The sequence below is a fragment of the Sphaerotilus mobilis genome (genome assembly GCF_004216565.1).
GTDB classification, from domain to species: Bacteria; Pseudomonadota; Gammaproteobacteria; order Burkholderiales; family Burkholderiaceae_C; genus Sphaerotilus; species Sphaerotilus mobilis.
Map to the genome: position 1 here is coordinate 368183 of NZ_SGWV01000009.1, position 21618 is coordinate 389800.

General features: G+C 69.7%; 19 protein-coding genes and 1 pseudogene. 12 read left to right on the forward strand and 8 right to left on the reverse strand.

Going from position 1 to position 21618, the window contains the following annotated elements:
- The first annotated feature begins 1 nt into the window (after position 1).
- From EV685_RS10905 to mgrA, 9 genes are all read left to right on the forward strand, one after another.
- Positions 2 to 1108, forward strand: a complete 1107-nt coding sequence (locus EV685_RS10905; protein ID WP_130482038.1) for an ABC transporter ATP-binding protein — start codon at positions 2 to 4, stop codon at positions 1106 to 1108.
- Positions 1109 to 1200: 92 nt separating this feature from the next.
- A complete protein-coding gene (malE, locus tag EV685_RS10910; RefSeq protein WP_130482039.1) occupies positions 1201 to 2409 on the forward strand; it encodes a maltose/maltodextrin ABC transporter substrate-binding protein MalE in 1209 nt (402 codons plus the stop codon).
- A 28-nt stretch (positions 2410 to 2437) separates the two neighbouring features.
- On the forward strand, positions 2438 to 3976 hold the full coding sequence (malF, locus tag EV685_RS10915) for a maltose ABC transporter permease MalF (protein WP_130482040.1): 1539 nt from the start codon (positions 2438 to 2440) through the stop codon (positions 3974 to 3976).
- 22 nt (positions 3977 to 3998) lie between these two features.
- Positions 3999 to 4889 (forward strand): maltose ABC transporter permease MalG, encoded by an 891-nt coding sequence (gene malG / locus EV685_RS10920; protein ID WP_130482041.1) that lies wholly within the window; start codon positions 3999 to 4001, stop codon positions 4887 to 4889.
- 76 nt (positions 4890 to 4965) lie between these two features.
- Complete coding sequence (locus tag EV685_RS10925) at positions 4966 to 5409, forward strand: pullulanase-associated domain-containing protein (RefSeq protein WP_130482042.1); 444 nt, start codon at positions 4966 to 4968, stop codon at positions 5407 to 5409.
- Between the two features lie 14 nt (positions 5410 to 5423).
- Positions 5424 to 7094 (forward strand): alpha-amylase family glycosyl hydrolase, encoded by a 1671-nt coding sequence (locus EV685_RS10930; protein WP_242615535.1) that lies wholly within the window; start codon positions 5424 to 5426, stop codon positions 7092 to 7094.
- A 1-nt stretch (position 7095) separates the two neighbouring features.
- Positions 7096 to 8724 (forward strand): alpha-amylase family glycosyl hydrolase, encoded by a 1629-nt coding sequence (locus tag EV685_RS10935; RefSeq protein ID WP_130482043.1) that lies wholly within the window; start codon positions 7096 to 7098, stop codon positions 8722 to 8724.
- A complete protein-coding gene (locus EV685_RS10940; RefSeq protein WP_130482044.1) occupies positions 8721 to 10373 on the forward strand; it encodes an alpha-amylase family glycosyl hydrolase in 1653 nt (550 codons plus the stop codon). Before EV685_RS10935 ends, EV685_RS10940 begins: the two co-directional genes overlap by 4 nt.
- Positions 10374 to 10533: 160 nt before the next feature.
- Entirely contained in the window at positions 10534 to 11574 is a 1041-nt protein-coding gene (gene mgrA / locus EV685_RS10945; protein ID WP_130482045.1) for an L-glyceraldehyde 3-phosphate reductase, read from the forward strand.
- 46 nt (positions 11575 to 11620) lie between these two features.
- Here mgrA and EV685_RS10950 read toward each other — a convergent pair whose 3' ends face one another.
- From EV685_RS10950 to EV685_RS10960, 3 genes are read right to left on the reverse strand one after another with little or no spacing between them, the layout of a single operon-like run.
- Positions 11621 to 11935: a HigA family addiction module antitoxin gene (locus EV685_RS10950; protein ID WP_130482046.1), complete on the reverse strand. Its 315-nt coding sequence runs from the start codon at positions 11933 to 11935 to the stop codon at positions 11621 to 11623.
- 16 nt (positions 11936 to 11951) lie between these two features.
- Complete coding sequence (locus EV685_RS10955) at positions 11952 to 12230, reverse strand: type II toxin-antitoxin system RelE/ParE family toxin (protein ID WP_130482047.1); 279 nt, start codon at positions 12228 to 12230, stop codon at positions 11952 to 11954.
- Between the two features lie 32 nt (positions 12231 to 12262).
- On the reverse strand, positions 12263 to 12841 hold the full coding sequence (locus EV685_RS10960; RefSeq protein ID WP_130482048.1) for a tRNA-uridine aminocarboxypropyltransferase: 579 nt from the start codon (positions 12839 to 12841) through the stop codon (positions 12263 to 12265).
- Between the two features lie 138 nt (positions 12842 to 12979).
- Here EV685_RS10960 and EV685_RS10965 point away from each other — a divergent pair, with 138 nt between their 5' ends.
- Positions 12980 to 13708 (forward strand): alpha/beta hydrolase, encoded by a 729-nt coding sequence (locus EV685_RS10965; protein ID WP_130482049.1) that lies wholly within the window; start codon positions 12980 to 12982, stop codon positions 13706 to 13708.
- Between the two features lie 153 nt (positions 13709 to 13861).
- Here EV685_RS10965 and EV685_RS10970 read toward each other — a convergent pair whose 3' ends face one another.
- The 4 genes from EV685_RS10970 to EV685_RS10985 form a co-directional block, all read right to left on the reverse strand.
- Positions 13862 to 15652, reverse strand: a complete 1791-nt coding sequence (locus EV685_RS10970; protein ID WP_130482050.1) for an NAD(P)-binding domain-containing protein — start codon at positions 15650 to 15652, stop codon at positions 13862 to 13864.
- Positions 15653 to 15880: 228 nt separating this feature from the next.
- A complete protein-coding gene (locus EV685_RS10975; RefSeq protein ID WP_130482051.1) occupies positions 15881 to 17971 on the reverse strand; it encodes a sigma-54-dependent Fis family transcriptional regulator in 2091 nt (696 codons plus the stop codon).
- A 69-nt stretch (positions 17972 to 18040) separates the two neighbouring features.
- Complete coding sequence (locus EV685_RS10980) at positions 18041 to 18430, reverse strand: type II toxin-antitoxin system RelE/ParE family toxin (RefSeq protein WP_130482052.1); 390 nt, start codon at positions 18428 to 18430, stop codon at positions 18041 to 18043.
- Positions 18423 to 18746, reverse strand: coding sequence for a type II toxin-antitoxin system Phd/YefM family antitoxin (locus tag EV685_RS10985; RefSeq protein ID WP_130482053.1), 324 nt, complete (start codon positions 18744 to 18746; stop codon positions 18423 to 18425). The genes EV685_RS10980 and EV685_RS10985 overlap by 8 nt, the downstream gene beginning before the upstream one ends.
- A gap of 92 nt (positions 18747 to 18838) precedes the next feature.
- Here EV685_RS10985 and EV685_RS20985 point away from each other — a divergent pair.
- Positions 18839 to 19357, forward strand: a pseudogene (locus EV685_RS20985) (class IV adenylate cyclase); the annotation flags it as partial.
- A 404-nt stretch (positions 19358 to 19761) separates the two neighbouring features.
- On the opposite strand, the gene EV685_RS10995 reads toward EV685_RS20985, so the two are convergent.
- On the reverse strand, positions 19762 to 20715 hold the full coding sequence (locus tag EV685_RS10995) for a LysR family transcriptional regulator (protein ID WP_130482055.1): 954 nt from the start codon (positions 20713 to 20715) through the stop codon (positions 19762 to 19764).
- A 146-nt stretch (positions 20716 to 20861) separates the two neighbouring features.
- On the opposite strand from EV685_RS10995, the gene EV685_RS11000 reads away from it, so the two are divergent.
- A complete protein-coding gene (locus tag EV685_RS11000; protein ID WP_130482056.1) occupies positions 20862 to 21548 on the forward strand; it encodes a haloacid dehalogenase type II in 687 nt (228 codons plus the stop codon).
- The last annotated feature ends 70 nt before the right edge of the window (positions 21549 to 21618 follow it).

Genomic DNA, 21618 nt, shown 5'->3' on the forward strand with positions numbered 1-21618 from the left:
CATGGCCCATCTCCAGTTCACCGGCCTGCGCAAGTCGTATGGCGACACCCGCATCCTGCACGGCATCGACCTGACGATCGACGACGGCGAGTTCGTCGTCTTCGTCGGCCCGTCGGGCTGTGGCAAGTCGACGCTGCTGCGCTGCATCGCCGGTCTTGAAGACATCACCGAGGGCGAACTGCGCATCGGCGATCAGGTCGTCAACGAGATCCCGCCGGCCCGTCGCAGCATCGCGATGGTGTTCCAGAGCTATGCGCTCTACCCGCACATGTCGGTGGCCAAGAACATGGCCTTCGGCCTGAAGCTGGCGGGCTACTCGAACGCCGAGATCGACGCCGCCGTCAACCGGGCCGCCGACATCCTGCAGATCGGCCACCTGCTCGAACGTCGGCCGAAGGACCTGTCCGGCGGCCAGCGCCAGCGGGTGGCGATCGGTCGCGCCATCGTGCGCAAGCCCGGCGTGTTCCTGTTCGACGAGCCCCTGTCCAACCTCGATGCCGCCCTGCGCGTGCAGATGCGCGTCGAGCTGGCCCGGCTGCACCGCGAGCTGCGCACGACCATGGTCTACGTCACCCACGACCAGGTCGAGGCGATGACGCTGGCCAGCCGCATCGTGGTCTTCAACCAGGGTCGCATCGAGCAGGTCGGCACGCCGATGGCGCTCTACCACCGGCCGGTCAACCTCTTCGTGGCCGGCTTCATCGGCTCGCCGACGATGAACTTCATGCCCGCGACGCTGGTCTCGGCCGGGGCCGATCAGGCCCGCGTGGCGCTGGCCGACGGCACCCCCATCGTCGTGCAGGCCGATGCCAGCGGGCTGCGTCCCGGCGCGGCGCTGACCTTGGGCGTGCGGCCGGAACACGTCCTGGCCGTCGCCGATCCGGTCGACAACACCCTGCAGGGCTACGTGCAGGCCGCCGAGCACCTGGGCGACACGACCTACCTCTACCTGCAGACACCCGGCCGCGACACCAGCTTCGTGGCCCGCACCGATCCGGACAACCCGCTGGCGGTTGGCGAACTGGCCCACCTGGTCCTGCCGCCGCAGCGCTGCTACCTGTTCGATGCCGAAGGCCGCACGCTGGCCCGACCCACCGGAACCGCTTGAACCGCTTGAACCGCGTGAACCGTGTGTACCACCTGACCCGCCTGTTCCACCCAACCCGACCGACCCGCCCGACCCCTCGCGAGGAGAACCCGATGACCGCCCTGCCGTCCAACACCCGCCGCCCCTTCCTGCGCCTCGCCCTCGGCGCTGCCACGCTCGGCACCTTGTTGAGCCTGCCGGCCACCGCCGCCGAGCCCGGCAAGCTGCTGATCTGGTTCACCACCGACGGCACCAAGGCGCTGCAACAGGTCGCCGACGAGTTCACCAAGAAGACCGGCGTGCCGGTGGTGGTCGAGGCACCCGAGGACGGCCCCGGCAAGTTCCAGCAGGCCGCTGCGGCCGGCAAGGGCCCGGACATCTGGGTCTGGGCCCATGACCGCATCGGCGAATGGATCGCTGGCGGCCTGATCGTGCCGGTCACGCCGAGCAAGGCGATCGCTGCGGACATCGATCCGCTGGCGATGAAGGCCTTCACCATCGGTGGCAAGACCTGGGGCTATCCGTACGCGATCGAGGCCGTCTCGCTGGTCTACAACAAGGCTCTGGTGAAGACGCCGCCCAAGACCTTCGAGGAGGTCATGGCGCTGGACAAGCAACTGGCCGGTCAGGGCAAGAAGGCCATTCTCTGGGACTACACCAACACCTACTTCACCTGGCCACTGATCGCCGCCAACGGCGGCTATGCCTTCAAGCAGCGCGCCGACGGCACCTATGACGGCAGCGACACCGGCGTCAACAACGAGGGCGCGCTCAAGGGCGTCGAGCTGCTCAACAAGCTGCTGCGCGAGGACTACATGCCCGAAGGCAGCGGCTACGCCGAGATGGAAGGGGCGATGGCCCAGGGCAAGGTCGCGATGATGATCAACGGCCCCTGGTCCTGGGACAACTTGCGCAAGGCCAAGATCGATTTCGGCGTGGCGAAGATCCCGGCCGTGGCCGGCAAGAAGGCCGCGCCCTTCGTCGGCGTCAAGGGCGTGATGATCAACAAGGCCTCGCCCAACAAGGACCTGGCCGTCGAGTTCATCGAGAACCACATGCTCAGCCTCAAGGGGCTGAAGACCGTCAACGCCGCCGAGCCGATCGGGGCGCCGGCCAGCAAGGTGTTCTACAACGAGCTCAAGGGCAATCCCAACATCGCCGCCACGATGGCCTCGGCGCAAGACGGCGCACCGATGCCCAACAACCCCGAGATGGGCCGCTTCTGGTCGGCCATGGTGTCGGCTCTGGGCAATGTGATGGAAGGCCGTCAGTCGCCCAAGGAAGCGATGGACGGCGCGGCCAAGCGCATCCAGGCCAAGTGAGCCGCCGGACCGTCGACGCAAGCCCGCGATGACCTCCCCGAACCCGTTGCGCCGGCACGCCGGCCATGCCCTGGCCGGCGTGCTGGCACTGGCCGCGCTCTACCTCGTGACGGTGGTCTACACCTTCGGCGAACCGCTGCTGGCCGGCACCTTGCTGCTGATCAGCGCGCTGGCGCTGTGGACCTACACGTCGGCCCGCACGATGGCGCTGCGCTACCTGTTCCCGGGCATCGCGGCGGCGGTGGTGTTCGTCGTCTTCCCGATGGTCTACACGGTGAGCATCGGCTTCACCAACTACAGCTCGACCAACCTGCTGGACCACGACCGCGCGCGCCAGTACCTGCTCGACGAAACCTTCCAGGCCCCCGGCGGCAACCACGCCTACACGCTGCACGCAGACGGTGGCGGGCACCGCCTGCGGCTGGTCGATCAGGACGACGAGACACGTGTCTACCTCAGCCCGGTGCTGTCGCTGCAAGCGCTGTCGAACACGCCGGTGGTGCTGGTGGATGGGCAGGCCGCCGAGATCGCACTCGGCGAGCCCCTGCCGCTCAAGGACGTGATCGCGCGGCAGCAGGCGCTCAAGGCCCTGACGTTGCGCAAGCCCGACGGCATCGACCTGCGCATGGCCTCGTTGCGCAGCTACGCCCCGGTGCAGCCGCTGTATGAGGCCCAGGCCGATGGCAGCCTGCTCAACCGCGACACCGGCGCGCGGCTGCGACCTGACTTCCACATCGGCTTCTACGTCGACCCGGCCGGCGAGCGTGTCCAGCCCGGCTTCAAGGTCGGTGTCGGCCTGTCGCACTACGCGCGCATCTTCACGGACTCGAAGTTCAGCGAACCCTTCCTGCGCATCTTCGGCTGGACGCTCGCGTTCTCGGGCCTGACGGTGCTGTTCGCGAGTTCGCTCGGCCTGCTGCTGGCGGTGCTGCTGAACTGGGACAGCCTGCGCTTCAAGGGCGTCTACCGCATGCTGCTGTTCCTGCCCTATGCGGTGCCGGGCTTCATCTCGATCCTGATCTTCAAGGGCCTGTTCAACCAGAACCTCGGCGAGATCAACCTGATCCTGGACGGCCTGTTCGGCATCAAGCCCGCATGGACCTCGGACCCGCTGCTGGCCAAGGCGATGCTGCTGATCGTCAACACCTGGCTGGGCTTCCCATACATGATGGTGGTCTGCATGGGGCTGATCAAGTCGATCCCGAGCGACCTCTACGAGGCCTCGGCGGTGGCCGGCGCCGGCCCGCTGACGAACTTCTTCGGCATCACGCTGCCGCTGATCCTCAAGCCGCTGACGCCGCTGCTGATCTCGTCGTTTGCCTTCAACTTCAACAACTTCGTGCTGATCACGCTGTTGACCGGCGGACGGCCCGACTTCCTCGACACCCAGGTGCCAGCGGGCACGACCGACATCCTGGTGTCCTACACCTTCCGGATCGCCTTCCAGGACTCGGGCCAGCAGTTCGGCCTGGCTTCGGCCATCTCGACGGTGATCTTCCTGATCGTCGCGGCCATCACGCTGGTGCAGATGCGGTTCACCCGCATCGCAGCCCAGGAAACCCGCTGACCCCACGCCGCCGGAGCGCCCCATGGCCATCGTTCTCGACAAGTCCCAGCGCTGGCGCGTCGCCGCTGCCCATGCGTTCCTGATCGCACTGTGTGCGCTGGTGATCTTCCCCTTCCTGGTGGTGCTGTCGGTGTCCTTCCGACCCGGCAACTTCGCCACCGGCAGCCTGATCCCGGAGGCCATCAGCCTGGACCACTGGCGCTATGCCTTCGGCCTGCCCTACCTGGGCCGCGACGGCGTGATGGTCGAGCCCGAACTGCCGGTGCTGCTGTGGCTGTGGAACTCGGTCAAGGTGGCGACGCTGTCGGCGCTGATCACGCTGCTGTTCTCCACCACCGGCGCCTATGCGCTGGCGCGCATGAAGTTCCGCGGTCGCAGTCAGTTGCTCAGCGGCCTGATGCTGATGCAGATGTTTCCGGCCGTGCTCGCACTGGCGGCGATCTACGCCATCTTCGACCGCATCGGCAGCGTCTTCCCAGCCTTGGGCGTGGACACGCACTGGGCCTTGCTGCTGGCCTATTCGGGCGGCATCGCCATGCACGTCTGGACCATCAAGGGCTACTACGACACGATTCCCTACGAGGTCGAGGAAGCGGCCAGGGTCGACGGCGCGACGCCGTGGCAGGCCTTCCGCCTGGTGCTGCTGCCGATGGCCTTGCCCATCCTGGTGGTGGTCTTCCTGCTGGCCTTCATCGGCGTGCTGATCGAGTACCCGGTCGCCTCGGTGCTGCTGCACCGCGAGGAGATGCTGACGCTGGCCGTGGGCACGAAGATGTTCGTCGCCGAGCACAACTTCAAGTGGGGCGACTTCGCGGCCGTGGCCATCCTGTCCGGCCTGCCCATCACGGTCGTCTTCATGCTGGCCCAGAAATGGATGATCGCCGGGCTGACCGCCGGCGGCATCAAGGGCTGATCGACGCCCGTCCCTCACAGGCTCATGCCATGAGCCACTCACCCCATCTTCCCCACGCGCAACCCAGGAGACCACCATGCGCCTGATCCGCACCGCCCGCCTGCTCGGCTCCCTTGCCCTCATCCTGTCGACCTTCGCAGCCGCGCCGGCCCATGCCGCGCCACCCGATGGCAAGGTCGTCATCCACTACAGCCGCTGCGACAACGCCTATGACGGCTGGGGTGTGCACCTCTGGAAGAACCCTGGCATCCCGCTGCCGGGCATCGAGTGGCAGAACCCGATGATGCCCACCGGCAAGAGCGACTTCGGCGTGTTCTGGCAGGCCGACCTGGCCGAGTTCGGCAAGTCCGCCACCGTCAACTACATCATCCACAAGGGCGACACCAAGGAGCAGGGTGGCCGCGACATGAAGTTCGACGGCAACACCACCCGCGAGATCTGGGTGCTGGGTGGAGATCGCAAGATCTACAGCTCGCTCGACGACGCGCAGAAGGCGCGCGCCGAGAAGCCCTGCTCCTGATCGAGGACGCCGCCATGCCCGCAGCAGCCCGCCCGACGGACCCCGCCGGTCGACCCGGCCGACGCGCCTGGGCGCGCCTGCTGGCAGCGGCCACACTCATGCTGATGAGCACCGCCCCGCTGCAGGCCGCCGAGCCCGCCATCGACACCTCGCCAGTGGCCATGGCCGACCCGGGCAGCAGCCTGGACCCGCACTGGCGTCATGGCCCATTCATGCAGGTCTTCGTGCGCAGCTACCAGGACAGCGACGGCGACGGCATCGGCGACCTGCGCGGCCTGACGCAGCGGCTCGATCACCTGCAGTCGCTGGGCGTGCGCGGCCTGTGGCTGATGCCGATCACCGCCAGCCAGGACGGCGACCACGGCTACGCGGTGCGCGACTACCGTGCCATCGAGCCGGACTACGGCACGCTGGCCGACTTCGACGAGCTGCTGCGACAGGCCCATGCGCGCGGCATCGGCGTCATCATCGACTACGTCATCAACCACAGCGCCGCCGACCACCCGTTGTTCCGCGCCGCCGAGGCCTCACCGGCCAGCCCGTGGCGCGACTGGTACGTCTGGTCCGACACCAAGCCCAAGGGCTGGCAGATCTACGGCAACGACCCCTGGTACGAGACCGACCACGGCCACTACTTCGCCGGCTTCTGGAGCGAGATGCCGGACTTCAACCTGAAGAACCCGGCCGTCGTCGCCTGGCACCACGACAACCTGCGCTGGTGGCTCAACCGCGGCGTCGACGGCTTCCGCTTCGATGCGGTCGGCAACCTGATCGAGAACGGCCCGCTGGCCTGGGAGAGCCAGCCCGAGAGCGTCGCGCTGATGGCCGACGTGGCCGCGCTGGTCGCGCGCTACGAGCGCCGCTACCTGGTTTGCGAGGCACCCGGCGACCCGCCCGCCTACGCCCGCGCCTGCGGTGCCGCGTTTGCCTTCGGCCACAACAACCGACTGGTCAGCGCGGCCATGGGCAGCCCGACCCCGCTCGAACATGTGGCCGGCTACTTCGAGCGCATGCCCGCCGGCATGGCGACCTTCGCCAGCAACCACGACAGCTTCGCCGGCCAGCGCCTGATGGATCGCGTGCGCGGCGACGAGGCCGCCTATCGGCTGGTGGCCGCGACCTACCTGCTGCAGCCGGGCACGCCCTTCATCTACTACGGCGAGGAGATCGGCATGGCCGGCGGTCTTGGCCTCAAGGGTGATCCGAAGCTGCGCGCACCGATGAGCTGGGACGGCGGCACGCATGCCGGCTTCAGCACCGCCACGCCCTACCGTGCGGCGCCGGTCAATGCGGCCAGCCACCACGTCGCGGCACAGCAGGCCGACCCGCGCTCGCTGCTGTCGCACTACCGCGCCCTGATCGCCTTGCGCAACAGCCGGCCGTCGCTGCGCCAAGGCAGCTACGAACAGGCCCGCACCGACGGCTGGATGATGAGCTTCCAGCGCGCCGCGCCGGTCGACGGCGACACCGGACGCAGCGAGCGCACGCTGGTGGTCTACAACTTCGGCACCACGAAACGGCGCGGGCGCGTCGAACAACTGCCGCCGGGCGCAACGCTGCGGCCGCTGTGGCCAGCGCAGACGCAGACCGCGCCGCCCCGCGCGCGGAAGGTCGACCGGCGCGGCCGCGTCCAGCTGGACCTGGGCCCGCAGTCGCTGCAGGTCTGGTCGGTCGAGGGGCGCTGACATGCGGATCCACACGTTCGCGGCCCTGGCTGCGGGACTGCTGCTGGGCGCCTGCGGCGGCGGCGGATCTGCCGACACCCCCTTGCCCACACCCGACACCAGCGCGGTGGCCGCAACGGCCCGTCCGAGCGCGCTGCCCGCCGGCTGGCAGGACGGCGTGTTCATGCAGGTCTTCGTGCGGGCCTATCAGGACAGCAATGGCGACGGCATCGGCGACCTGCGCGGTCTGACCCAGCGCCTGGACCATCTGCAGCAACTCGGCATCACCGGCCTGTGGCTGATGCCCATCCATCCGAGTCAGGACGGCGACCACGGCTACGCGGTGACCGACTACCGCGCCGTGGCACCCGAATACGGCACGCTGGCCGACCTCGACGAGCTGCTGCAACAGGCCCACGCACGCGGCATCGGCGTCATCCTGGACTGGGTGATGAACCACAGCGCCGCGCGCCATGCCCTGTTCGCGCAAGCGCGCAGCGCCGACAACAACCGCTGGCGCGACTGGTACGTCTGGCAGCGCCAGCACCCGGCTGGCTGGTCGGTCTATGGCAGCGATCCCTGGCGCGGCACCACCAACGGGTCGTACTACGCGCCCTTCTGGACCGAGATGCCGGACTTCAACCTGAAGAACCCGGCGGTCGTGTCCTGGCAGCAGGACAACCTGCGCTTCTGGCTCAACCGGGGCATCGACGGCCTGCGGGTCGACGCGGCCGGCAACCTGGTCGAGAACGGGCCCGCCGCCTGGGAACACCAGAGCGACAACCATGCTGTGCTGGCCGCGACCCGAGCCGTGCTGGACGGCTATGGCGGGCGCTACCTGGTCTGCGAAGCGCCCAGCCTGCCGCAGCGCTATGCCGCGTCCGACAGCTGTGGCGCGGCCTTCGCCTTCGGACATCAGGCCGATCTGGTGTCCGCCGCCCGAGGCGACGCGCCAGCGGTGGCGCGGGTGGCCGCCTATCCGCTGACGGCCCCGCCGGGCATGGCCCTCTTTGCCAGCAACCACGACGGCTTCGCCGGTCAGCGTGTGGCCGACCAGCTCGGTGGCGACACCACGCGGCTCAAGCTGCTGGCCGCGACCTACCTGCTGCAGGCCCGCACCGCCTTCGTCTACTACGGCGAAGAAATCGGCATGACCGGTGCCGCCGCCCTGGACGGCGATCCGAAGCTGCGCACCCCCATGAGCTGGACCGGCGAGCGCGGCCGTGCCGGCTTCACCACCGGCACGCCCTTCCGCGCCCTGGCCGGCAACGCGTCCACCCACCACGTGGCGGCGCAGCAGGCCGATCCGGACTCGCTGCTGTCGCACTACCGCGCCGTGATCGCGCTGCGGCGGGCCGTGCCGACGCTGGCCACCGGGCGTTATGCCCACGCATCGTCGAGCGGCTTGGCGCTGCAGTTCCAGCGCCCGGGCAACGATCCGGTCCGCGAGGGCGGTGCCTGGGTCGGCATCAACCACGGCGACACGCCGGTGACGCTGGACGTGCCGGGCCTGGCGGCCAACACCCGCCTGGTCCGCCACTGGCCGACCGGTGCCAGCGACCTGCAGGCCGACGGCGCGGGTCGCGCCTCGGTGACGCTGCCCGGGCGCAGCTTCGCGGTCTTCCAGATCCCGCCAGGAGCGACGCCATGAACCCGTCTCGATGCCCGGCGGCACGCACCTGGACGGCATCGCTCCAGCGCGTCGCCCTGGCGCTGGTCCTGGGCGCGGTCAGCATGTCCGGCATGACCGCCATGGCCGGCACCGCCAGCATCAGCGCACCTGCGGTCGACCTGACGCCGGTGCCGGCACGTCACAGCCCCAGCACCCTGTCGTCGGACTGGCGACACGGCGCCTTCATGCAGGTCTTCGTGCGCAGCTACCAGGACAGCGATGGCGACGGTCACGGCGACCTGCGCGGCCTGATCTCGCGGCTCGACGACCTGCAGGCGCTGGGCATCACCGGGCTGTGGCTGTTGCCGGTCATGCCCAGCCAGGATCAGGACCATGGCTATGCGGTCAAGGACTACCGCGCCATCGAGCCGGCCTACGGCACGCTGGCCGACTTCGACGAGTTGCTGCGGCAGGCCCATGCGCGCGGCATCGGCGTCATCATCGACTACGTCATCAACCACAGCGCCGCCGAGCACCCGCTGTTCATTGCGTCGGACACGACGGGGGCTTCGCCCTGGCGCGACTGGTATGTCTGGCGCGACACCGTGCCCGAGGGCTGGAAGATCTACGGCCAGAACCCCTGGTACGAGACCGACCACGGTGCCTACTTCGCCGGCTTCTGGAACCAGATGCCCGACTTCAACCTGCGCAACCCGGCGGTCGTGGCCTGGCACCACGACAACCTGCGCTGGTGGCTCAACCGCGGTGTCGACGGCTTCCGCTTCGATGCCGTCGGCAACCTGGTCGAGAACGGCCCGGACCGCTGGGAGAACCAGCCCGAGAACGATGCCCTCCTCGACGGCGTGCGCCGCGTCGTCATGGGCTACCCGAACCGCTACCTGGTCTGCGAATCGCCGGGCGCGCCGCTGCGCTACGCATCGGCCCACACCTGTGGCGCCTCCTTCGCGTTCACGCAGAACTTCAACGTCGTCGGTGCCGCGGCGGGCGATGACGCCTCGCTGGCCGACGCGGCGGCCTACTTCAGCACCGCGCCCGCCACCATGGCCACCATGGCCAGCAACCACGACAGCTTCGCCGGTGACCGGCTGTGGAACCAGCTCGATGGCGACCTGGCGCAGATCCGCCAGGCCGCCGCCAGCTATCTGCTGCTGCCGGGCACGCCCTTCATCTACTACGGCGAAGAGGTCGGCATGGCCAACGCGGCCACGCTCACGGGTGACCCGAAGTTGCGTTCGCCCATGAGCTGGACCGGCGACCCGCTGCGGGGCGGCTTCACCACCGGCGAGCCCTACCGGGCGCTGGCGGCCAATGTGACCCGCCAGAACGCGGCGGCACAGCGAGGCGACCCGGCCTCGCTGCGCGGCTTCTACCGGGACGTGATCGCGCTGAGACGCAGTTCACCGGCACTGATGCGAGGCGCCTACGCGCAGCCCCGGGTCGACGGCCTGGTCTTCAGCTTCCAGCGCGTGCTCGGCGAGCGCCGTGCGCTGGTCGTCTTCAACCATGCGCGCCGCGCCGCCAACGCCCGGGTCGAGGGACTGCCTGCAAACAGCACCTTGACCAACCGCTGGCCCGCCGGCGATGGGGCCCTGCGCACCGACGCACAAGGCGCCGCCTGGCTGCAGCTACCGGCCCAGTCCTTCCGGGTCTTCGAGTCCGTGCCCTGAACCGAGCTGCCCGGCACGGGCCTCCTCGAAACCCGGCCAGCGAGCCCGGCCGGGCTTCTTCAGAACCCGGCACGTCCGGGTTCTCTTTTGCCCGCTGCCCGTCGCAGCCGATCGCGGCATCATCCCGCCTCGCCGAACGACCGCCCCGAGGAGACCCACCATGAGCTATGCCGCTGCCGCCGACCGCTACGAATCCATGCCCTACCGCCGCTGCGGCGCCAGCGGGCTGAAGCTGCCGGCGATGTCGCTGGGGCTGTGGCACAACTTCGGCGACACCACGCCGATGAACGTGCAGCGCGAGATGGCGCGCACCGCCTTCGACCTGGGCATCACCCACTTCGACCTGGCCAACAACTACGGCCCGCCCTATGGCAGCGCCGAGCTGAACTTCGGCCGGCTGCTGCGCGAGGACTTCAAGCCCTACCGCGACGAGCTGATCATCTCCAGCAAGGCCGGCTGGGACATGTGGCCCGGCCCCTACGGACAAGGCGGCGGCTCGCGCAAGTACGTGCTGGCCAGCCTGGACCAGAGCCTGCAGCGCTTGGGTCTGGACTACGTCGACATCTTCTACTCGCACCGCTACGACAAGGACACGCCGCTCGAAGAGACCGCGCTCGCGCTGGCCCATGCGGTGCGGCAGGGCAAGGCGCTGTACATCGGCATCTCGTCCTACTCGCCTGGCAAGACCGCCGAGATGGCCGCGCTGCTCAAGGCCGAAGGCGTGCCGCTGCTGATCCACCAGCCCAGCTACAACCTGCTCAACCGCTGGATCGAGAACGGCCTGCTCGACACGCTGGCGCAGCACGGCGCGGGCTGCATCACCTTCACCGCGCTGGCGCAGGGCGTGCTGTCGGACAAGTACCTTGCCGGCATCCCGGCCGATGCCCGCATCAACCGCCCCGGCGGCGGCTCGCTGATGCGCGAGCACCTGAGCGAGGCCAACCTGCAGCGCGTGCGCGCCCTGAACGGCATCGCCCAGCGCCGTGGCCAGAGCCTGGCCCAGATGGCGCTCGCCTGGGTGCTGCGCGACCCGCGGGTCACCACCACGCTGATCGGCGCGAGCAGCGCCGCCCAGATCCGCGAGAACGTCGCCGCGCTGCAGAACCTGGCATTCAGCGCCGAGGAACTCGCCGAGATCGACCAGCACGCCAGCGAAGGCGGCGTCGACCTGTGGCGCGCACCGGCGTCGGACTGGGCCTGAGCACGCGCAGACCGGCTCACGCCGGCCGCCAAGCCGCCTGCGCCGCTCAGGCGGCCAGCTCGCCCGCCTCTCGCGGCAACACCCGCTGCTCGATCTCGTCGCGGGTGGACAAGGTCTTGAGGTCGTAGCTGGCCTGAAGCGCCAGCCAAGAGGCCGCATCACCGCCAAAGTAGCGCGCCAGCCGTTCAGCGGTGTCCGCCGTGACGCTGCGGCGTTCCTTGACGATCTCGTGGATGCGCGTGGCCGGCACCTGAAGGGCCATGGCGAGCGCATTCACGCTCATCCCCAAGGGAGTCAGATAGTCCTCGCGCAGCACCTCGCCCGGATGAACGGGGCGCAAGCCGTTGGTGGGTCGGGGCATGGTGAGTCACTCCTGCTCAGTGATAGTCGACGATTTCAACGTTCGCCGGACCGGTGTCGGTCCACATGAAGCACAGCCGGAACTGGTCGTTGACACGGATGCTGTGCTGGCCCGCTCGATCGCCCTTGAGAGCTTCCAGCCGGTTGCCTGGCGGCGCACGAAGGAAGTCCAGGGTCTGCGCCGCGTCGAGCTGAGCCAGCTTGCGCTCGGCCGTGGCCTGGATCGCCCGAAAACGAGGAGGACAGCTGCCCTCGAACAGCGCCTGCGTATCCCTGTCCCGAAACGACTGGATCATGCCGCGAATCGTATTACGTTAAACGTAATTGCTCAACGTTCTTGCATCCCTCGCCGCCAAGCCGCCTGCGCCGCCACCCACCCTTCAAACGCCGCCAGCAGAGGCGCATAGGGTGCGGCATCGCCTTCGATGTCGGCCAGCGCCAGGCAGGTCGCTTCGAGCGTCGAGACCTGGCCCGGGCGGGCGGCCTTGCGCAGTGCGGCGTAGCGGGTCGGGGGTGGGGCCAGCAGTGGCCAGCGCGGCAGGGCCTGCAGGGCGGGGTCGAGGTGCAGCATGCGCAGGCTCTTGCGCCAGGTGGCGTCAAGCACGACCACGCGCTGCGGGCGCATCGAACGATCGGCCAGCGGGCCCGGCGCGGATTCGGTGACCGGGTAGAGCAGCACGGTGCGGCCTTCGGCGCCGGCATCGGCCGGACGGCCCAGGGTCTCGCCCCAGTGGACCTCGGCCTGCCGCAGGCTGCGCTGCAACAGCGTCAGGCTGCCCTTGGCCTGGCCGGCCTCGTCGGGGTGTTGCAGCAGCAGGACCTCGACCGTGTTCGCGGTCGGGCGGACCCAGGCGCACAGGCAGGTGGGCCGTGGGCGCTGGCAGGCGGAACAGATGGGACGGGGCATCGGCCGATCTTCGCTGCGCAACGCCGCTTGCCCGCGCGCCCGCGCCGGGTTTGCTCGCTTGCCCATCGGCACCGGCCTTGCGCAGGATCGGCGCTCCTGCCGTCCCACGCGATCGAACACTCCAAGGAGACAAGACCCATGTCCGACACCTACGTCCTCGTCCACGGCGCCTGGCACACCGGCGCCGAGATGGAAGCGGTCGCCAGCGAGCTGCGCGCCGCCGGCCACGTGGTGCATTGCCCGACGCTGGCCGGCAACCGGCCCAGCGACGACCGCAGCGCGATCGGCCTGGCCGACGCGGTGGCGTCGCTGGTCGACTTTGTCGAGACCGCACAGCTGCAGGGCGTGCGCCTGGTCGGCCACAGCTACGGCGGCATGGTGATCTCCGGCGCCGCGGCCGCGCTGCTGCCCCGGCTGGCCCGGCTGGTCTACGTCAACGCCTTCGTGCCCTTGCCGGGCGAGTGCCTGAACGACCTGGTGCCGCCGCACTACACGGCCCTGTTCGACGCCATCGCGGCGGCCAACGCCAACGCGGTGATGCTGCCCTTCCCGGTCTGGCGCGAGGCCTTCATCAACGACGGCGACCTGGCGCTGGCGCAATCGGCCTTCGAGCGTCTCAACCCGCATCCCTACCGGACCTTCACCGAGCCCTCGGCGATTGAGCAGCCGATGGCCGCGCTGATGATCGGCAAGTCCTACGTCAACTGCGTGCTCGACACCGCCCTGCCCGCCAGCCTGCCCTGGCACCCGCGGCTGTCCGAGCGCCTGGGCCTCTACCGCTACATTGAGAGCGCGGGCAGCCACGAGGCCTGGTTCACCGAACCGGCCGCGCTGGCCCGGGCGATCGAGCGGGCCGGGCGGGATTGAGCGACAGGGACGCGTTGATCGAGGTGTTGGGGCAGAGGACCGTCGGCACCAGCCCGACGGGCTGGTGCCGATGGGCAACCGCTCCGAATCCGTGTTGAACGCACCCAGGCGGAAAACCACCGGGCGCGTCCGTTCACACGAGAGGCCGCCCCCTCACCGCACGTGATGCGCCGGTGCCGGCTTGTAGACCGGCGTGTCCAGCCCGGCGTGGCGGGCCTTGAGCTGCAGCGACAGGAACTGCGAGTAATGGCGCGACTGGTGCAGGTTGCCACCGTGGAACCAGAGGTTCTTGACCGGCGTGGGCTTCCACATGTTGCGCAGCTCGCCCTCCCACGGGCCGGGGTCCTTGGTGGTGGCCGAGCCCAGGCCCCAGCACTTGCCGACCTGGTCGGCCACTTCGGGCGAAATCAGATCGGCCAGCCAGCCGTTCATCGAGCCGTAGCCGGTGGCGTAGACCAGCAGGTCGCAGGGCAACTCGGTGCCGTCGGTGAGCGTCACCGACTTCGGGTTGATGCGCTCGATGTTGACGCGGCTCTTGAGCTTGATGCTGCCGTTGGCCACCAGCTCGCTGGCACCGACATCGATGTAGTAGCCCGAGCCGCGGCGCAGGTACTTCATGAACAGGCCTGAGCCGTCCTCGCCGAAATCGAGCATGAAGCCGGCCTTCTCCAGCCGCGCGTACAGGTCCGCATCGCGCTTCTTCATCTCCTCGTACACGGGGATGTGGAAGGTGTGCATGATCTTGTAGGGCACGCTGGCGAAGATCAGGTCGGCCTTGTGGTGGTCGATGCCGTTGGCCACCGCCTGCTCGCTGTAGAGGCCGCCCAGCGCCAGCTCCATCAGCGAATCCGACGGGGCGATGTGGGTCGAGCTGCGCTGCAGCATCGTCACGTCGGCACCGTGTTCCCAGAGCGCCGCGCAGATGTCGTGGGCCGAGTTGTTGGAGCCCAGCACGACCGCCTTCTTGCCGGTCCAACCGTCCGAGCCGGCGTGTTTGCTGGAGTGGACCTGCACGCCCTCGAAGGTCTCGGCACCGGCGATCTTCGGCACGTTCGGGTAGCCCGAGACGCCCAGCGCGAACACCAGCTGCTTCGGGCGCAGGGTGACCGGCTTGCCCTCGCGCACCACGCGCACCTCCCAGGTCCCGCTGGCCTCGTCCCAGCGGGCCTTCTCGGCCACCGTGGAGCTCCAGTAGTTGATCTCCATGATGCGGGTGTAGTGCTCCAGCCAGTCGCCGATCTTGTCCTTGGCGGCGAAGACCGGCCAGTCGTCCGGGAAGGGCAGGTAGGGCAGGTGGTCGTACCAGACCGGGTCGTGCAGGTGCAGGCTCTTGTAGCGGTTGCGCCAGCTGTCGCCCGGCCGGGCGTTCTTCTCGATGACCACGGCGGGCACGCCCAGCCGACGCAGCCGCGCGGCCAGTGCGATGCCGCCCTGCCCGCCGCCGATGATCACGGTGTCGGGCTGCACGCTGTAGCCCAGCGTGGCCTCTTCCTCGGCGCGCTGTTCGGCCCAGGACTTGCGGCCCGGGAAGACGCCGTGTTCGGCACCCTTGACGCGCTGCGTGCCCTTCTTCTCCTCATGGCCCTTGAGCTCGGTCATGGTCGTCAGCAGCGTCCAGGCAAGCTCGCCCTTCAGGCGCAAGAGGCCGTGGCCACGCGCCAGTCCGGTCTCGAAGTCGAACCAGGCCTCGGTCACGCCGCCGGCTTCGGTGGCCTCGCCGCGCACGGTGAAGCCTCGCGCCTGCACGTCGCGGGCGCGTGCGGCCACCATCTCGCGGATCGCGTCGCGGCCTTCCTCGGTGCGGATGTTCCAGGTGAAGGCCACCAGGTCGCGCCAGTAGCTGTCGGCCTCGAACAGCGCCGCCACGGCATCGGCATCGCCGCTGTCGAGCGCCGCCTCGAAACGCCCCAGCCAAGCCTGGGCATGTTGTGTGGGTGTCGTCATCGATCAAGTCTCCTGTGGTGTGGTCCACCAGGCGGATCGGGCCTGGCGACTTGATCCAGCGCAAGGCCCATGCCGACCCCGTTCCACACAACCAAGAGGCGACGTTTGCCCGTGTTGATCGGCTTTCCCTGCGATCAGGCACGTGTGGGCACGGTCGTCAGCAACCGTTCACCGACCCCGTGCACCTGTCACAGCCGATCAGCTGTCACAGGCCGCGCGAGACAGCTGTCACAGCCCGCCGGCCGCGCCCGGCTGGTCCAGCGGCGAGACGATGCCGCAGCGCTTCATGCGCCGGTACAGCGTCATGCGCGAGCAGCCCAGGCTGCGCGCCACCGCCGACACGTTCCAGCGCTGCGCCTGCAGCGCGTGGCGCAAGGTGTCGGCTTCATCGACCTCGTTGGCCTGTTCGACGCGCCGGTCCAGCGCGGGCATCACACGTGGCTTGGACGTCCGCGGCGCGGCCGCGTGGTCAGCGTCGTCAGCGCCGCCGTGGTCGCCCGCGTCGGCCGGGCGCAGCACCGCATCCGGCAGGTCGGCCCGGGTGATGCGGCCGTCGACACAGACGGTGCGGGCGTAGTCCAGCGCGTTGCGCAGCTCGCGCAGGTTGCCGGGCCAGCGGTGCGCATGCAGGGCGGCGCGGGCCTCGTCGCTCAAAGCCGGCGTCGGCCGGGGCTCGGCCAGCATGCGGTCGATCAGGCCGTCGAGGTCGCGCCGTTCGCGCAGCGGTGGCAGCTGCACATGGGCCCCGTTGAGGCGGTAGTAGAGGTCGTCGCGGAAGCGGCCCTCGCGCACCAGCGCCTCCAGCGGCCGGTGGGTCGCGGCGATCACGCGCAGCTTGACCTTGACCGGCCGGGTCGCGCCGATCGGCAGCACCTCGCGTTCGGCCAGCACACGCAGCAGCCGGGCCTGCAGCGGTCGCGGCATGTCGCCGATCTCGTCGAGGAAGAGCGTGCCGCCGTCGGCCTCCTGGATCAGCCCGCGCTTGCCCTTGGGGCCGGCACCGGAGAAGCTGCCCGCGAGGTGGCCGAACAGCTCGCTCTCGATCAGAGACTCGGGAATCGCCGCGCAGTTGACCGCCACAAAGGGCCCGCTGCGCCGTTCGGATGCCGCGTGCATGGCCTGCGCGAACAGCTCCTTGCCGCTGCCGGTCTCGCCGGTGATCAGCAGGCTGACGGGGCTGTTGACCAGCCGGGCGGCGCGCTCGATCTGGCGGTCCAGCGCCGGGTCGCCGGCCGACAGCACGGCCAGCGGCGCGGGCACCTTGAGGTCAGCCGACAGGTCGGCGATCAGCCCGGCGTCGCCACCCGGGCGCTGCACCTGCGGCCGACCCGGCGGCGGCGAGGCCAGCAGGAACAGCAGCTGCCGGCCGTCGCTGCGGCGCACCGCGCGCTGGTCGACCGAACGGCCCTGCACATAGCGGCCGAGCCGCTCCAGCGGCACGTCGATCAGGCGCGCCAGCGGCTGGCCGATCAGCGCCGAAGGCCGCCCCGGCATCGCCGCCAGCCCCGGCAGGCCGGCCTCGAACAGCAGCTGGGCGCGGCGGTTGTGGCCGATCACGCGGCCGGCCTCGTCCAGCGCCAGCAGGTAGTCCGGGTTGACGTCGAGGAACTGCGGCGCCTCGCTCAGGCGCAGCACCCAGTCCTGCCGGTGGCGCTGCAGGAAGGCGGCGTTCTCGACGTGCTGGGCATAGACCTTCACCAGCTGCAGCGCCAGATGCTGGCTCTCCTTGGGCTGGGCCGAGCTGAGCTGCGAGATGTCCAGCACGGCCTGCAGCCGCCCGAGCGTGTCGTGCACCGGCGCGGCGGTGCAGGTCAGCGGGATGTGTGTGGCGTCGAAGTGGTCGTCCAGATGCACCGTCAGCGCCTGGCCGGTGCTCAGGCAGGTGCCGACGCCGCAGGTGCCGGCGTGGTGCTCGCTCCAGTCGGCCCCCAGATAAAGCCCGGCGCGGCGCAGATGCGGCTCCAACTGCAGGTCGCCCAGGAAGTCGACGGTGATGCCCCGCGCATCGGTCAGCAGCACGACATAGCCCTGTCCGGCCACCTGCTGGTAGAGCGACTCCAGCCCATGCCGCGCGATCGACAGGAAGGCATCCATCTGGTCCTGGTGCTCGCGCAGCCGGGCCTGCGGCAGGATGACCGCCTCCTGCATCCGGGTCGGATCGAGCCGGTGCTCGCGCACGCAGCGCTCCCAGCTCGCCCGGATGATGGTGTCGTGCCGCGCCGCAGCCGGCACGCCGATCCCGCCATCGGCCACCTGCATCACCGTGGCGATGTGGGCCTGCCGGTTCAGCGGCGAGGCAAGGGGCGCGGCAGCGGCCATGGTCGGTCTCCGGTCAGATCGGAACCGCCGAATGTGCCGCAGGGGCGGCGGGGTGGCGAGGGGGTGGAATCACGGAGCGGAGGACGGCCAGAGGCGGGCGAAATCAAACGACAGTTGGCGGTGGTGACGGATGGACAGGAGATGGACCGTCGATCCGGCTTCCGTGACCGTGTAGAGGATCAGATAGTCGCCATGCAGGTATTCACGCAAGGCACTGGCCACCCCAGCGGGCAGCGTCGCCAGTTGGGCCAGGGCCTCTGCCGACTGCGGCGGGTTCTTCAGATAGCGCCGCCCGATGCGAGGGAACCGGGCCAGGTTAGGGACAACCGTGGCGCGCAGTTCGGCCAACAGGTCGTCGAAGGCAAAGGCGGCATCGGCTTCGGTCAGGAACGCCTCGATGTCGTCCAGCCGCTCCAGGAAGCTGGCCGTCAATTCGACGCGGTACAGATCCTCAGCCATGCTTCTTGGCGGCCTTGCCTGTGGCTGCGCTGGCGCGGCGTTGTTGAAGCTGGGCGAGGGCGGCATCGGCACCGTAGGCGCGGCCGGCCTCGATGTCGGCCAGGCTGCGCTTGGCGTCATCGATCAGCAGGAGATGGATGCGCTCGCGCTCCAGCTGGTGGTAGTAGTCCAAGCGGTCGGCATCGATGAGGGCCACGTAGCTCTCACCGTTTTTGGTGATGATCTTCTCGGCCCCGGCCTTGGCCTGATCGGCCAGCTCGGAGAGGTTGGCGCGTGCCTGGGTGAAGGGCACCACATCGCTGGCTGAAAATCCCATGACCGGCTCCTCGCTTGGGTAGATGACAGAATTCTGTGCAGTCTACGACAGCGCCCAGGCTGCCTGCACCGGCCCTCCCCAAGGAATGCCCCATGCCCAGCAACATCGAGATCAAGGCCCGCCTCCCCTCCCTCGCGGCCGTCGAGCCGCTTGTTGCGGCGGTGGCCAACGAGGGGCCGGTGGTGCTGCTGCAGGACGACACCTTCTTCGCCTGTGCGAACGGTCGGCTCAAGCTGCGGGCCTTCGGGCCGGATGCACAGGGCAGGACCGCGCCGGCCGAGTTGATCTTTTATCAACGGGCCGACGCGGCCGGGCCGAAGGCCAGCCACTACCGCATCAGCGCCTGCCCGGATCCGGACGGCATGCGTGCCTTGCTGGCCGAGGCGCAGGGCCAGACCGGGCGGGTGCGCAAGCGGCGCGTGCTCTACATCGTGGGACGGACCCGCGTGCACCTGGATGCCGTCGAGGGGCTGGGCGACTTCCTGGAGCTGGAGGTGGTGATGCGCGACGGCGAGCAAGCCGAGGTCGGTCTGGCCGAGGCGCGTGCGCTGATGGCGCAGCTGGGCATCGGCGCGGACCAGCTGGTGGCGCGGGCCTATGTCGACCTGCTGGCCGATGTCCGGGCCTGGCACCTGGACCTGGCCGATTCCGAGCTGGCGGAGATCCGGCTCGACGCGGACGGCGGCCTGCAGCTGCGGCTGGCGGTCGCGGTGCTTGTTCCGTCAGCCGCGCAACGCGCCGAGGGCGTCGAAGCCGAACACGCGCTGGGTGCGAGCCTGCGCTTCGAGGCGGTCGACGGAATAGATGCGGCGACGCTCGCCGAGGTCACGCCCGGCCGCATTCGCAGCGCCCGGGTGGTCGGCGTCGACACGGGCCGCACGCTCGCCCTGCCCTGCCCGGGCACGCTGACCGGTTCGCTGCGGCTGGAGCTTGCGCCCGCCCACGGTCCTGCACTGGCGGTGCGGGCGGCCGGCGTCACGGTGAGCCTGCCCGACGCAGCGCCGCGCCTAGGCGTTCACGCCTGCTGAGCTGGCGACGCCGCCGCGCCCGTCCAGCCCGTCCCGCCGGTCCAGTAGCTGGGCGCCCCATACGTGTGCTTGAGGTAGTCGATCCACAGCCGCACCCGCAGCGGCAGGTGGCGGGCGTGGGAGAAGACCGCGTAGATGCCGTTCGGCGGGGCGGCGTAGTCGTCCAGCACGGCCACCAGGCGGCCGCTGCGCAGGTCGTCCTCGACCTCCCACTGGCTGCGCCAGGCCAGCCCGAGGCCGTCGCGGCACCAGGCGTGCAGGACCTGGCCGTCGCTGCAGTCCAGCCGGCCGGGCGGACGCAGGTGGCTGACCTCGCCGTCGATCGCAAAGGCCCAGCCGCGCGACTGGCTGGCCTCGGAGCTGAGCGTCAGGCACTCGTGGCGCATCAGGTCGCCGGGGTGTTGCGGCCGGCCGGCGCGCGCCAGATAGGCCGGCGCGGCGACGCAGCGGCGCCGGTTGTCGGCCAGCCGCACGCTGATCAGGCTGGAGTCGGGCAGGTCGCCGACGCGCACGCCGCAGTCGTAGCTTTCGTGGACCAGGTCGATCACCCGGTCGGCCAGGTTCAGCGAGATGCGGACCTCCGGGTGCAGCGCCTGGAAGCGCGGCACCAGCGGCGCGACATGGCGGCGGCCGAAGCCGCCCGGCGCGGTCAGGCGCAACTGGCCGGCCGCCTTGACGCCACCGGCGCTGACGCTGGCCTCGGCATTGGCCAGATCGGCCAGCAGGCGGTGGCAGTCCTCCAGAAAGGCGCTGCCCTCGTGGGTCAGCGTGATGCGGCGGGTCGTGCGCAGCATCAGCTTGACGCCCAGTCGGGCCTCCAGCGCGTCGATGCGCCGGCCGATCATGGCCGGCGCCACGCCCGCGCCCGCCGCTGCGGCGGTCAGGCTGCCCTTCTGGGCGACGGCGACAAAGGCTTCGAGCTGGGTCAGGCGGTCGGACATGGCGGGGCTCCGGGGGAGTCGTTCATTCATGCATCCCATGCACGAATCCAAGAACTTTGGCGTGCGTAATGCAGATCAAAGTATGGAATAAAGTGACGACTCACGCTGTCTCCCGATCCACCCACCTGCGATTGCCGCACTGCACCATGGTCCGCGCTGTCCTGTTCGATGCCTACGGCACCCTGTTCGACGTCTACAGCGTCGGCCTGCTGGCCGAGCAGCTGTTCCCGCAGCGCGGCGAGGCGCTGGCGCTGCTCTGGCGCGACAAGCAGATCGAATACACCCGCCTCATCACCATGAGCGCACCGGACGGCAGCCGCTACCGGCCGTTCTGGGACGTCACCCGCGCGGCTTTGCAGTTCGCGGGCCAGCGCCTGGGCCTGGCGATGAGCGCCGAGGCCGAGGACCGGCTGATGAACCAGTACCGCCACCTGAGCGCCTTCCCCGAGGTGCGCGAGGTGCTGCAGGCGCTGCACGCCCGCGGCATCCGCACCGGCATCCTGAGCAACGGCGACCCGGCCATGCTGGGCATCGCGGTGCGCAGCGCCGGGCTGGACAACCTGATCGACCCGCTCCTGAGCGTCGAGCCGGTGCGCGCCTTCAAGACCGACGCCCGCGCCTACGCCCTGGGCCCGCAGGCGCTGGGCCTGCCGGCGCGCGACATCCTGTTCGTCTCCAGCAACGGCTGGGACGCCATCGGCGCGACCTGGTACGGCTACACGACCCTGTGGGTCAACCGCGCCGGCCTGCCGCTGGACCCGCTGGGCACCGAGCCCAGCCGCATCGGCCACAGCCTGGCCGACGTGCTGGGCTTCTTCGACGAGCCGGCCTGATTCCTGCCTTTCTGCCTCTCTGCTGCCCTGCCGCTGGGCCTCCCTGCACATCGGCATCCCGTCCCCGACC